Origin of the sequence: Tenacibaculum salmonis (genome assembly GCF_041053065.1) — a bacterium.
Lineage (GTDB): Bacteria > Bacteroidota > Bacteroidia > Flavobacteriales > Flavobacteriaceae > Polaribacter > Polaribacter pacificus_A.
The window spans coordinates 16,898-31,413 of record NZ_JBFCVV010000001.1; the positions used below are offsets into that span (position 1 = coordinate 16,898).

The following is a 14,516-nucleotide window of genomic DNA, read 5'->3' on the forward strand; positions in this document are numbered from 1 at the left end:
AAACTCAAACATCTACGTTTGCGAGTATTTTCCGAAGGAAAATAAACGAGCAATGAATTATATATGTTGTTGGGTTTTCGTTTTATGGTTTTTGTATTTTTTTCTAGCTGTTTTTTAAAATTCTCATATTTTTCAATAATTATTTTTCTCAAAGTTTTAAATCTACGGTTTTAATTTTCACGTTTTGAGCTTCAATTCCTATTTTTCATATTTTCTAAAATTTTTCAAAAATGTAAAAAATGTAGAATTTGATTTTAAAACTCTTTCATTTCACACTTCTATTTTCACACAACATTTTTCAATCAGACTTTTTCAAAATGCAAAAAATATTCTTAAAAAAACCATAGTTTTCAAAATGACTTTTTCAGACAACAGTTTTCAATTATAATTTTTCAAAATGTAAAAAAATACTCTTAAAAAAATTATAATTTTCAAAATGATTTCTTGTGCGATTTCATGAGGTAATTAAAGGAGTTTTTCTGAATATTTTTCCAGTTATTTTAAATTTTATTTAAAAACTAAATTTTCAAATTTTAACTATTTTTTTCTCAAATGAAACCCAACGTTTTTGTATATTATTTGTTGCGTGTTTCAAGCATTAAATATAGTAAATAAAAGCGGAATAGAAAATCCCCTAAGGATTTTCGTAAGTAGATAAGCACTAGCAATAAATTATATATGTTGTTGTAATTAGTGATTTTCTAACTATATTTCTCATTTCTTAATTTTCAATTTTTCCGTTTTATTTCTCTTTCTTTTTTTACGTTTCTGCTTAAAACTCCGCCTTAATTAATTCACGCTTTATTTTCAGCGTTAACTTTTTTCTTTTTTCACGTTTCTGCTTTAAACTCCACTTTAATTAATTTCCACAGATTTATTCACGCTTCATTTTTCAGAGTTTAATTCTGTTTTTTTCTCTTTTTTAGGATTTACTTTCTAAAAATAGAGTAGCAGTCATTTTCAATTTTTCCAGCGCAATATTAATTTCTAGAAAATAAAAATCACTAATTAGGAATTTCAGGCTGAAATTCCGCCATTAATTACAACGTTTTTGTATATTATTTGTTGCGTATTTCGAGTTACTAATTTAGTTTAAAAAACTCAAACATCTACGTTTGCGAGTATTTTCCGAAGGAAAATAAACGAGCAATGAATTATATATGTTGTTGGGTTTTCGTTTTATGGTTTTTGTATTTTTTTCTAGCTGTTTTTTAAAATTCTCATATTTTTCAATAATTATTTTTCTCAAAGTTTTAAATCTACGGTTTTAATTTTCACGTTTTGAGCTTCAATTCCTATTTTTCATATTTTCTAAAATTTTTCAAAAATGTAAAAAATGTAGAATTTGATTTTAAAACTCTTTCATTTCACACTTCTATTTTCACACAACATTTTTCAATCATAATTTATCAAAATGCAAAAAATATTCTTAAAAAAACCATAGTTTTCAAAATGACTTTTTCAGACAACAGTTTTCAATCAGACTTTTTCAAAATGTAAAAAATATTCTTAAAAAAATATAATTTTCAAAATGATTTCTTGTGCGGTTTCATGAGGTAATTAAAGGAGTTTTTTTTCTGAATATTTTTCCAGCTATTTTAAACTTTATTTAAAAACTAAATTTTCAAATTTTAACTATTCTTGGATTCAATGTTCTAACGCAACAAAGCGTTGTTAATTTTTGATGGTACTAAGCTATGTTTTTTATTTCAATATCCATCATTTCTTTAGGAGTTTTGTACGCTATAATTTTCCGAGGTCTATTGTTTAATTTTTGTTGAATAATTTGTAGTTGATTTTGGCTAATTTCATTAAAATTAGTACCCTTAGGCAGATATCGTCTAATGAGTCCATTTGTGTTTTCATTGGTGCCTCTTTCCCACGAAGAATATGGATGTGCAAAGTAAATTTTCATACCTGTTTTTTGTGTTATTTTTTGATGCCTTGCCATTTCAATTCCGTTGTCATATGTCATTGATTTTTTATAAATAGGATTTAATTTATTCAATATTTTACTAAACTGATTGGCAACTTCCATCGCTTTTTTCGATTTTAGTTTGATGATTAAAGTGAACCTTGTTTTGCGTTCAACAATTGTTCCGATAGCACTTTTATGGTCTTTTCCAATGATTAAGTCACCTTCCCAATGTCCAACTTCATCTCTAAGTTCAATATGCTTAGGTCTGTTGTCAATACTAACTTGATTGATTATTTTAGAGCCACCACCACGTTTTTTTTTATGAGGTCTCCGCCTTGTTTTTTTACGAACTAGAAGTTTTATTAATTTTTTATTTAAACTAGCTTGTGGTCTGGTGTAAATGTGTCTATAGATAGCTTCATGTGAAATAGACATTATTGGGTTGTTTGGATATAACTCTTTGAGTCTTCCTGAAATTTGTTCAGGAGTCCAGTTAGATAAAAGTCCTTTATAAACAAAAAATTTGAGTAGGGAATAGGTGCTTATTTTATCAAGGTTTCTTTTGTTCGCATAATCATCTTTAGCGTTCCAATGTGCTAATTCAGCATCATATTTATCTTCTTTATTTTGTACCCATTTAGAGACTTCTCTAAAGATTGTTGAACGTGCTCTTTTTAATGTTTTAGCGATATAAGATTTAGACTTTTTTTCATTTAAAAGAGTCTGAATAATAACTCTTTCTTTTAGAGTTAAACGTCTATGCTTTTTTATTTCCATTTTACAAATCTATAATTTTAGATTTGTTGCGTTAAGTTATTGAATGGAGCATTTTTTTCTCAAATGAAACCCAACGGTTTTATATATGATTTGTTGCGTATTTCAAGTTCTAAATATATTAAATAAAAACGGAATAGAAAATCCCCTAAGGATTTTCGTAAGTAGATAAGCACTAGCAATAAATTATATATGTTGTTGCAAGTAGTGATTTTCTAACTAAATTTCTCATTTCTTAATTTTCAATTTTTCCGTTTTATTTCTCTCTTTTTTTTACGTTTCTGTTTAAAATTCCGCTTTAATTAATTTCCGCCTATTTATTCACGCTTTATTTTCAGTGTTCAATTCTGCCTTTTTTCACGTTTCTGCTTAAAACTCCGCCCTAATTAATTTCCGCTTATTTATTCACTCTTCATTTTTCAGCATTCAATTCTGTTTTTTCTCTTTTTTAGGATTTATTTTCTAAAAATAGAGTAGTAGTCATTTTCAATTTTTCCAGCGCAATATTATTCAATATTAATTTCTAGAAAAGATAAATCACTAATTAGGAATTTCAGGCTGAAATTCCGCCATTACTTGCAACGTTTTTGTATATTATTTGTTGCGTATTTCAAGCAACTAATTTAGTAAATAATTACCAACCAAGAAAGTCCGCGAGGACTTTCTTAAGTAGGTGAGAAGCCAGCAATAAATTATATACGGTGTTGTGTGTAGTGTTTAATATTCATTTAGTCTTTCAATGTTCATATTAATATTCAGTATATTTTGTTTTTTCTGTTCAATATATTCATTTATATTTTTTCGTATCATTTTTTTCTTCTGATTTGTGAGAATATTTAATTCACTTAAATTTGTTTCTAATAAATCTAATGTTCTTTTGAAATCTTCATTTAATTTCTTAATTCCTTTTTCATTATTTAGTATTCCATCTTTCCAATTTGTTTGTTCAACTTCTAAATGTTCACAATAAACATCAATTTTTTGAAATATTGTTGTCGTAGTAGAAAGTCCATATTCAAAAAACAACGAATTACCTTTGAATTTAACTTTCCTAACTATAAATTCAATTTTGTATGGGTAATTTTCAATAAATCGGCAAGGTGAAGGTAATTCTTGTCCTAAAAAAAGTTTTTCCACATATTCAGATTCTTTTTTCTCATTTAAAATCAGTTTTGGAACATTTAAATTTTCACATTCAATTAGTCTTTCAACCTCTTTTTTAATTTCTATTTTTTCAAAATCGTAGTTGGATTGATTAATTTTGTTTTTGATTTTTTTTTCACTTTTAAGAAAGAAAATTTCTATATTTTTTTCTAAAAATAAATTTGGTTTTTTGTAAGAATCGTTCATAATTTCTAAATATTTTATATTAATTATTCCAAAAATAAAACGAATAAATTCATTTTTCATTTTTGTTGGTAATATTAGAAATTTAGTTGTTAATGTATTGTAATTGAGTTGTTTAATTTTTGTTAAGTTCGTTCAGAATATCTTAATTTTCTTTGAAGTTGTTCGTTTTTCGCATTACACACAACGTTTTTATATATGATTTGTTGCGTGTTTCAAGTTACTAATATAGTTTAAAAAACTCAAACATCTACGTTTGCGAGTATTTTCCGAAGGAAAATAAACGAGCAATGAATTATATATGTTGTTGGGTTTTCGTTTTATGGTTTTTGTGTTTTTTCTAGCTGTTTTTTTTAATTCTCATATTTTTGAATAATTATTTTTCTCAAAGTTTTAAATCTACGATTTTAATTTTCACGTTTTGAGCTTCAATTCCTATTTTTCATATTTTCTAAAATTTTTCAAAAATGTAAAAAATGTAGAATTTGATTTTAAAACTCTTTCATTTCACACTTCTATTTTTACACAACATTTTTCAATCAGAATTTATCAAAATGCAAAAAATATTCTTAAAAAAACCATAGTTTTAAAAATGACTTTTTCAGACAACAGTTTTCAATCAGACTTTTTCAAAATGTAAAAAATATTCTTAAAAAACTATAATTTTCAAAATGATTTTTTGTGCGGTTTCATGAGGTAATTAAAGAAGTTTTTTCTCAATATTTTTCCAGCTATTTTAAATTTTAACTATTTTTTTCTCAAATGAAACCCAACGTTTTTGTATATTATTTGTTGCGTATTTCGAGCAACTAATTTAGTGAAAAAAAGCGAAATGTAAAATTTAAAAAAAGCTTTTCATAAAAATTTAAAAACTAGCAATAAATTATATACGTTGTTGTATTTAGTGGTTTTTTCATTTTCGTTTTAATGAGCTTTTTTTATTTCAGAGTTTAACTCCGCCGATTTTTTTACGTTTCAACTTTCAATTCATTTATTTTATTAAAATCTTAAATTTTTCAATTTATTTATGAATCTTCATAATTACTTTTTAATATTAACGATTTTTTGCGCTTGAGAGCTTAATTCCGCCGATTTTCTGATTTTTTTACGTTTCTACTTGTATTCAGCTATTTTATTAAAATAATTTTTTCTGCGCTGATTTTTTCACGTTTCAATTTTTTATTTTACTAGAGTAGAAGTATTTTTCAGTTTTAGTATTTTTTGTCCAGAGCTTGTGTCTGCTTAATTTTTATTTTATAAAATACAGATTAGGAATTTCTGAGGAAATTCCGCCATTAAATACAACTGGTTATATAGAGATTTTAATTCTCTATTTACTATTAAATTATCTGGATAAAAGGAACTATTAATCTTGTTTATCAAATACTAAAAGTTACAAATTAGAGATGATTTTTTAGCGCTACTAATATATATAAATATATGATACATTTATGTTAAATTTTCCCATTATCTAAAAAATGTTTAGGGAGTGTAGGTTCTTTATTTAAATTAGATAAAATAGTATCTAACGGACTTTTAATATCTAATAGGTCTTTTTTAGCAACATGTGTATAAATCATTGTAGTTTCAGGTTTGCTATGTCCTAATAATTCTTGAATATGACGTAACCCGATACCATTTTCTAATAAATGAGTAGCATAACTATGACGTAAAGTATGCGGAGTAACATTTTTTTTAATTCCTGCAAGTCGAGTAGAGGTGTGTAAAAATTTACGGACACTACTAGCAGAGTATTTTGTGCCTGAAGGACTTTCAACAAAAAATCGTTTTGGAACATAGGTGCTAATATAATTTTGTAATAAAGGTAAAAAACTATCAGCTAAAATAACATACCTGTCTTTTCTGCCTTTTCCATTTTGTATAAATAATTGTCGTCTAGCTATATCAATATGTAGTAATTCTAAATTAATTAATTCACTAATTCGTAATCCAGCAGAATATAATAAAGCTAAAATTGCACGATGTTTTAAGTTTTTCGTAACTCTTAATAAGGTAACAACTTCTTGTTGAGATAGTATAGATGGAAGTTTTTTAGAACGTTTAGGTCTTTCTAAAACAAATGAATTTATTTTACAACTAGGGTAAAAAGCTACAAATAATTTTAAAGCACTTATAAACTGACGCTGAGAACTAATACTATATTTTCTCGCTATAAAAACATTTTCAATAAATAATTCAACATTTTTATTCGTTAGAGAATCAATAGGTGCAGGCTGAATAAAATTAATAAAGTCAGCAACAAATGTAAAATAAGTCATTACGGTACTATCACTATATCGTTTTCCTCGTAAATATTTTACATAATCTCTAATAACTTCTTTGTTTTCATCAGTAAGTGTTCGTCGATTTTTTACACCTCTATTTTGTATGTTTTCAGAAACCGAAGCATCTATTTTTATAATAGCGATATCAATTAAAGCTTCTTTAACTTCTATAAGAATATCATCAGAAAAAGGACAAATCCAACCTTTTAAACTTTTACTCCATGTAAATTTTTTAAAATTTCGAATACGATTAATTACGTTATTATTATATTTAAATAATAAAACTAATACTACTTTTTTTCTATGAAGTTTTTTTAAAGCAGTAACGGATATTTTTTTTGAATCTTGAGTTTTCATAACTCAATAAATATACAAAAAAATGCACAAACATAGTCTTAGTTTGTTGATTTTTAGAATTTTATTTTATTTCTGAAAATTGATTTATTAGAAGCAATTTCCCGCTTTCCGCACTCGCTTTTTTTATTTTTGAAAGAAAAAATAAAAAAGAGCTCAAACAAATGCTTCAATCGGGGCTAGGCATTTTTACTGAGTTTTTTATTTCTACTAAACAAGAATAATTAAAACTCCATTCCAATTTTAAAATTCAAAACTCTTCCTGTCATGTAGTTTGGTATGCCGTATTGTTGTTTGCTATAGGCATCACGAACCCAAGTGTTGGTTATTGAATTTCGGATATCAAAAAGATTAAATAATTCTAAACCAGCCGTTAATTCTTTAAAATTAGTTAAGAAACCTGTGTTATTATTTTTAGAAGCATCTGTAAAAATATAAGAAATACCAACATCGGCACGTTTGTAATCATTTAATCGATGCTGATATTGATACACATCTGAATAAGCAGGCGAACCACCAGGAAGTCCTGTGTTATAAACGATATTTAAATACGCTTTTAAATCAGGAATATTAGGTACATAATCTTGAAATAACACGCCAAATTTTAAACGCTGATCAGTTGGGCGAGCAATATATCCTTGATTATTAATGTTTTCTTCTGTTTTCAAATAACCAAAACTAACCCAACTATCGTTACCAGGTACAAACTCTCCATTTAAACGAACATCTAATCCGTAGGCATAAGCATCCGTAACATTATCAGCACGATATCGAATTCGAACATTATCAACAGAATAAGCATTTACATCGGTTAAATTTTTATAATATAATTCGGTTGTTAATTTAAAAGGACGTTCCCAAAGTGTAAAACTATAATCGTTTCCTGCAACTAAATGAATCGATTTTTGTGCTTTTACCTTCGGATGAATTTTCCCGTCATAATCGCGTAATTCTTTGTAAGATGGTGGTTGTGAATAGAAACCTCCAGAAATTCTAAAAAGCATATCTTTTTCCCAATCAGGTTTAATGGCTAATTGTGCTCTTGGGCTTACAATTATTTGGTTTTTAGAAGTTTCTTCCGCTGTTTTTACGCTCCAATTATGAGTTCGAACTCCAACATTCATCCAAACTTCATGATTTTTCCAATGAGTTTTTCTGCTAAATTGTAAAAAACTTGTAATACGATTTACATTGATATCATTTTCTGCATTCACATTTTTAAAAGGTTCAATAGGTGCTGTAAAAGGTTCGTAAGGTTGATTATTTGCTGAATAATATGGCGGACGAACAGAAAAACCTAATGAATCAATCATTTCCCATTCACGAATGCGGTCTTTAATATTTTCTGTTTGAAATTTCACACCTGCTTTCCATTCATTTTTTCCATCTTTTAAAGTGGCTTTAAATTGAATATTGCTGATTAAAGCATCTAAATCGTTTCGAGCATGATTTATTTGTGAACCAATTCCTTGAGAAATTCCAACATCTCCAAAATTATCAGAATCAATATTGGTATCTATTTCTATTAAATTATAAGCTGCTGCAATATCAAAATATTCTTCTTCTTGAGTATTGAAAGATGAAATAGTTCCTGTTATTTTTAAGGCATCATTTACTTGAATATCCGCAGAAAAAGCGCCAAAAAGTGTTTTAAACTGATCTTTTTCTTGTCCTTGATAATAAACAATTAATTCCAACGGATTCGCAAGTGTTCCGAAGCGTGTTTTTCTAGTTAAAGGCTTGTATTTGTAATTGTTTAAAGAAAAATTATTTAAAAAGTTTAACGTTAATTTTTCAGTTGCTTTATAAGATAAAAAAGTTTGTACATCGGTAAATGTAGGTCTAAAATTAACTTCAACCTGTTTGCTGTTTACAAACATACTATTATCACGATATCGAATTCCAACAATTGCGCTTAATTTATCATTTAAAAAAGTATCTTCTATAGTAAAACTTCCACCTAATAAACTGATGGCAACTTTAGCACCAAATTCAGTAGGTTTTCGGTAAGTAATATCTAAAACAGAAGAGAGTTTATCGCCATATTTGGCTTGAAATCCACCTGCCGAAAAATCAATATTTTGAATCATCTGTGGATTGATAAAACTTAAACCTTCTTGTTGTCCTGAACGAATTAAAAACGGACGATACACTTCAATTCCATTTACATAAACGAGGTTTTCATCAAAATTTCCACCTCTAACATTATACTGTGTACTCAATTCATTATTATTACTAACACCTGGTAATGTCATCAAAATATTTTCAACACCAGCGTTTGCACCTACTATATTTTTAACTTTTTTGGTTGCAATTGTCGTAATTCCTTGGGCTTCTTTTCGTTGATTTTTAAGAACGACTTCTTCTAATTCTTGAGTTTTAAAGTAAAAAGTAGGTGAGTAGTTAAAAACAGTTTTTCCACGAGAAGTAAATTTTTTGATAATCGTTTTATAAGAAACATGACGAAAGGTAACGGTAACCATTTTGCGCATCGGAATGGTAAATTGATAATTTCCGTTCGTATCGGTGGTCGTTCCTTCGGATAAATAAGAAATAGTAACGCCTTCAATTGGGTTTTTAAATTTATTTGTGATTGTACCTTTTACAATCGCTGTTTTTTGAGCAAACAATAAGGTAGGAAATAGAAGTAAAAGAAGTAGCTTTTTCAAAGTTTTTTATTTTTTAAAGAATGTTGCTGAAAGTGTTTTTAAATTTCCAACATTATCAGAAACGATAATTTTAAAAATATGTTTGCTACCAACCAATTTTTTATCATCAAAATTATAGGTAAGTATTCTTTTTTTATGATTGTATTCCATTAAAACCCATTGTCCATCAATGGTTGCGTTGAAATCTTTGATGCCAGATTGATTATCTTTAATTTTTACTTTTAACGTTTTATTTTTCGTTAACCACTGTCTATCTGCAAAATTGAATAATTTAATAGTCGGTTGAATGCTATCAAAAAGTAATTTATAACTTCCTAAAACCTTTGTTGAGGTATATATTTTATTGACTTTCTTTTTTGTATTGGCATATCTAGGATATTTTTTATTACTAACATTTGCAATATAAACTTGTTGCTGTTGTTTTTCCTCTAAAAGAGAAGTATCAAAAGTTAAGGTGTATCTTTTATCTATCGGAACTGTGGATTTATGAACATTAACGATATCATTATCAATAGAAAAATCAATAAAACAATCGTTGTAGAAAGTGTTTTTAGGAAATGCAATAGTTATATTATCAAGCGTATATTTATTGAAATCTTTTGCAATTATTTTATAATTTGTAGTGTCTTTTTGTCTGAAAACTAAATTATTTTTTACACCTTTAATTGGTATTTTAATTGAAGTCGTATTGTGCTTAATATCTTTAGCTATAATTTCTACTTGATAACTTGCACCATTTTCAATATTGACTTTCCCATTATTAACAAGGTCTTCGTATAAGTTTAATCTGTTTGCAGATACTTTGTGTGTTTTTTGGACTCTATTTTTGTATGTTTTATAATGTTTATAATCAATCAATAAATTAATGTATTTACTTTCGGCAAAAGAAAAAGTTTCAACATCATGATAATAAACTCGGCTACCATTTACTTTCATTTCTAGGCTATAAATTCCATTTTTATTGATAGCACCATTTAATCTATCAAAAACACTCACACCAAAACCAATAACACCACTAGCTGTAATACGTTGACTAATATAATTATTAGGGCTCGTTTTTTTAAATGATATAATAGATTTTAAGCTAGAATTATTAACTCTTGATTGCTCATTTAACGGATATGCCATTATTTTTTGAAGAGTAGGAGATTTATCATCTTTTGGATTGATGCCAAATAATAACGGATTTATAATATGTTCGGTTTTAGTATCTCTAATTTCATAATGTAAATGCGGACCACCAGAACCTCCAGTATCGCCTGTATAGCCAATAATTTGTCCTTTTTTTACAGGGAATTTTTCTGGTTTGATAAATAAATTACCTGTTTGATAATTCTTCTTTTTATATTGAATACTTTTAACGTATTTTTGAATAATTGATTCAAATTTTTGAAGATGTGCATATACAGTTGTGTATCCGTTAGGGTGCTCTAAATAAATAGCTTTACCAAAACCATATTGCGAAACCTTAATACGAGAAACATAACCATTTGCCGCTGCATAAATAGGAATTCCTTGTTTTCCCTGTGTTTTAATGTCTATTCCTGAATGAAAATGATTGCTTCGTAACTCGCCAAAAGTACCCGATAAAATAATTGGAATTCTTAAAGGCGGAGAAAAGTAGTTTCTAGGATATTGCTTTTGTGCATTTCCTGTGTAGAAAGTTAATAGAAAAATAATAGAAAAATAAAATTTCAAAGTAGCATGATTTTAAACAAAAATACTAAAAATAAGCCAAATACTTATAGGTCTTATAATCAGTATTTTATTAAAAAGTAGTAAAAGAGTTGCTATTTAAAATCTATAATGATAACTTTGTATATATAGTTTTATTCTCAAAAAAATAAATGAGTACTCCTTTAGAAGCAATTTATTTACTAGAAAATAAGTTAAAAAACTTATTATATAAGTATGAATTTTTAAAAGAAGAAAATCAAATTTTGCTTGAAAATCATGCAAAATTACATGGTATATTACAAGAGAAAACAGAAGAGTTAAAAATAAAGCAAGAAGAATATAATTTGCTTAAAGTAGCTAAAACTATACAAGGCAGTAAAGAAAATAAAAAAGAAACAAAGCAAAAAATAAACACTTTAGTTCGAGAGATAGATAAATGTATTAGTCTTTTGAATTCATAAAAGTTCTTTAACATGACAAAAATAAAAGTTAATGTAGTAATTGCAGGAAGAACGTATCCGCTGAGTGTTAAAAACACAGATGAAGAACAAGGGATGCGTACAGCAGCAAAAAACATTAATGATTTACTTGTTAAGTTTGAACAAAACTATGCAGTAGCTGATAAACAAGATGTGTTAGCAATGTGCGCATTGCAATTTGCATCTAAATTAGAAATAGTATCTTTAAAAAATACTAAAGACAATACTGAGGTAATAAATAAAATAAATGATTTAACTAACTTGTTAGATAAGCATTTATAACGTTCTTTAAAATATAGATATATTAATATTACTGCCTACATTAGTACATTGTTTATTAAACTCAACACTATTTATTTAGAAAGGATGAGTCTTGGTTCTTAAAGCATGCCGATTTTACTTCGGATCCTTGACAAGCCAGTTAGTCCTAAACCTGTTTTTACGGAGTTTATAAAACCTTATTAATGTAGGTTTTTTTATACAATTAAATTAAAATTATGGATGGAATTTTATTTCCTGTGTTAGCAGGAATTATAGGAGTAGCAATCGGTTTTATTATAGCTAAAATATTAGAAAAATCTAAAGCAAATAAGCTAATCATAGAAACAAATAAAGAAGTAAAAAATATTGTTAAATCGGCTAAAATAGAAGCAGATGCAATAAAAAAAGATAAAATTTTACAAGCTAAAGAAAAATTTATTGAATTAAAATCAGAGCATGAAAAAGTGATTTTATCACGAGAAAAGAAAATTTCTGATGTAGAAAAGAGAACACGAGATAAAGAAAGTCAAATTTCATCAGAATTAGATAAAAATAGAAAATTAAATAAAACTGTAGAAAATAAAGCAACAGATTTTAATGCTAAAATTAAGGTTTTAGAAAAGAAAGAAGTTGAATTTAATCATAAAATAGAAATTTTAGAAAAGAAAGAAGCTGAGGTAGAAAAAGTACATAAACGTCATGTTGATATGCTAGAAGAAATTTCAGGTTTATCAGCCGAAGATGCCAAAGTAGAATTAGTCTCATCATTAAAAGACGAAGCGAAGGCTGAAGCAATGTCATTTGTACAAGATGCTATTGAAGAGTCTAAAATGACAGCACAGCAAGAAGCTCGTAAAGTTGTTTTAAAAACTATTCAAAGAGTAGGAGTAGAACAGGCTGTTGAAAATTGTGTGTCTGTATTTAATTTAGAATCGGATGATGTTAAAGGACGTATTATTGGGCGTGAAGGGCGTAATATTCGTGCTCTAGAATCAGCAACAGGTGTTGAAATTATTGTTGATGATACTCCAGAGGCGATTATTTTATCTTGTTTTGATCCTATTCGTAGAGAAATTGCACGTTTGTCTATGCATAAATTAGTAACCGATGGAAGAATTCATCCAGCTAGAATTGAAGAGGTTGTTAAGAAAACAGAAAAACAAATTAGCCAAGAAATTATAGAAGTAGGTAAACGTACTGTTATCGATTTAGGAATTCATGGATTACATCCTGAGTTAATAAAAATTGTTGGACGTATGAAGTATCGTTCATCTTATGGGCAAAATTTATTACAACACTCTCGTGAAGTAGCAAACCTTTGTGGTATTATGGCTGCTGAAATGGGTTTAAATGCAAAAGCTGCTAAACGTGCTGGTTTATTACATGATATAGGTAAAGTACCAGAAACAGAAAGTGAATTACCACATGCTTTATTAGGAATGCAATGGGCTGAAAAATATGGTGAAAAACCAGACGTATGTAATGCAATTGGTGCTCACCATGATGAAATAGAAATGAAGAGTTTATTATCGCCAATAGTACAGGTTTGTGATGCTATTTCAGGAGCAAGACCAGGTGCACGTCGTCAGGTATTAGATTCATATATTCAACGTTTAAAAGATTTAGAAGATATTGCTTTCGGTTTTACAGGTGTACAAAAAGCATATGCTATTCAAGCAGGTCGTGAATTAAGAGTTATGGTTGAAAGTGCGAAGGTTAACGATGCAAAAGCTTCAGAATTATCATTTAATATCTCACAAAAAATTCAAAATGATATGACGTATCCAGGACAGGTAAAAGTTACTGTGATTCGTGAAACAAGAGCTGTAAACGTAGCTAAATAGAATAGTTTATAAACTAAAATATATAATTAAAAAAGCCTCATCATTTTGATGAGGCTTTTTGTTTTAGTTATCTTTTCTGTAAGTTCTTCTAGAGTTACTAGTTGTTTTTTTATGATGAGGTTTTTTTGAGTAATTTTTGTTTTTACGCCTTTTTAAAACACGATTGTGTTTTCCTATTTTTGTGTTAGGGTTAGCTCTGTAATAGAAGAAATTTCTATCCTCTTTATATTTACGGTAGTTCTTTTTAAAACTTCTTTTGTAAAAATAAGCATTATCATAATTATATGTAGTTCCTATATTAATGTCGATGTCTACATTATTATTATTATTATTATTATTACCATTGTGGTGATTATAATAAGTACCAGTTCCACAATGATTATTATTGTACTTTACGTTACCATGAAATTGAGGAGTATCCCAACGATCATATCTAATTTTTAAATTTCCTACTTTAGCTAATTTACCAAATCTATAATCAATAAAAACACTACCTATTCTAGTCACGTTTCCATTAATTCCATAATTAATAAAAGTATTATCAATACGTCTTATACGACCTCTATTGTCTCGCTTTATAAGTACTCTGTTGTTGTAGTTTGTATATCTATTATTTTTGTAATGTGTATTAAAATCAAAATCACCATTTAAAAATATATGAAATTGTATATCTCTTTCAATAAAAGTAACAACATCATTATAGCGATTTTTAACTTCAATATTACTAGTTGATTTATGTGTGTTTTTAGCACTTACAGTCGTTAGTGACATGATTGCGATTAATAATAAAAGTATCCCTTTTTTCATAATTGATAAATTTAGGGTGATGCTTACTCTATATGCTTTTCGGCTTCCGCATTTGATAATTAATTTTCAAATAGCATGCCATAAATTAATTATGAAGTTTA

9 protein-coding genes and 1 other RNA gene are annotated in these 14,516 nt (G+C 27.4%); 4 read left to right on the forward strand and 6 right to left on the reverse strand.

Annotated elements, in window-relative coordinates:
- Positions 1-1,690: 1,690 nt before the first annotated feature.
- The 5 genes from AB0T67_RS00040 to AB0T67_RS00060 form a co-directional block, all read right to left on the reverse strand.
- Entirely contained in the window at positions 1,691-2,695 is a 1,005-nt protein-coding gene (locus AB0T67_RS00040; RefSeq protein WP_369218598.1) for an IS30 family transposase, read from the reverse strand.
- 714 nt (positions 2,696-3,409) lie between these two features.
- A complete protein-coding gene (locus AB0T67_RS00045; RefSeq protein WP_193706795.1) occupies positions 3,410-4,102 on the reverse strand; it encodes a hypothetical protein in 693 nt (230 codons plus the stop codon).
- Between the two features lie 1,391 nt (positions 4,103-5,493).
- On the reverse strand, positions 5,494-6,681 hold the full coding sequence (locus AB0T67_RS00050) for a tyrosine-type recombinase/integrase (protein ID WP_369218599.1): 1,188 nt from the start codon (positions 6,679-6,681) through the stop codon (positions 5,494-5,496).
- A 221-nt stretch (positions 6,682-6,902) separates the two neighbouring features.
- Complete coding sequence (locus AB0T67_RS00055; RefSeq protein WP_369218600.1) at positions 6,903-9,347, reverse strand: TonB-dependent receptor; 2,445 nt, start codon at positions 9,345-9,347, stop codon at positions 6,903-6,905.
- Positions 9,348-9,353: 6 nt separating this feature from the next.
- Positions 9,354-11,045 carry a M23 family metallopeptidase gene (locus AB0T67_RS00060; protein ID WP_369218601.1) on the reverse strand — a complete coding sequence of 564 codons (1,692 nt, stop codon included), beginning with the start codon at positions 11,043-11,045 and terminating at the stop codon, positions 9,354-9,356.
- A 149-nt stretch (positions 11,046-11,194) separates the two neighbouring features.
- On the opposite strand from AB0T67_RS00060, the gene AB0T67_RS00065 reads away from it, so the two are divergent.
- The 4 genes from AB0T67_RS00065 (at position 11,195) to rny (ending at position 13,608) form a co-directional block, all read left to right on the forward strand.
- The gene (locus tag AB0T67_RS00065) at positions 11,195-11,485 is read left to right on the forward strand and encodes a hypothetical protein (RefSeq protein ID WP_369218602.1); all 291 of its coding nucleotides are present in this window, start codon (positions 11,195-11,197) and stop codon (positions 11,483-11,485) included.
- A 12-nt stretch (positions 11,486-11,497) separates the two neighbouring features.
- The gene (locus tag AB0T67_RS00070; RefSeq protein WP_271230274.1) at positions 11,498-11,785 is read left to right on the forward strand and encodes a cell division protein ZapA; all 288 of its coding nucleotides are present in this window, start codon (positions 11,498-11,500) and stop codon (positions 11,783-11,785) included.
- Positions 11,786-11,844: 59 nt separating this feature from the next.
- Positions 11,845-11,953: non-coding RNA, 6S RNA (gene ssrS / locus AB0T67_RS00075), on the forward strand.
- Positions 11,954-12,000: 47 nt separating this feature from the next.
- Positions 12,001-13,608 (forward strand): ribonuclease Y, encoded by a 1,608-nt coding sequence (gene rny / locus AB0T67_RS00080; RefSeq protein WP_369218603.1) that lies wholly within the window; start codon positions 12,001-12,003, stop codon positions 13,606-13,608.
- Between the two features lie 63 nt (positions 13,609-13,671).
- Here the strand turns inward: rny and AB0T67_RS00085 are convergent, their stop codons facing one another.
- Positions 13,672-14,415, reverse strand: a complete 744-nt coding sequence (locus tag AB0T67_RS00085) for a hypothetical protein (RefSeq protein ID WP_369218604.1) — start codon at positions 14,413-14,415, stop codon at positions 13,672-13,674.
- Positions 14,416-14,516 lie beyond the last annotated feature (101 nt).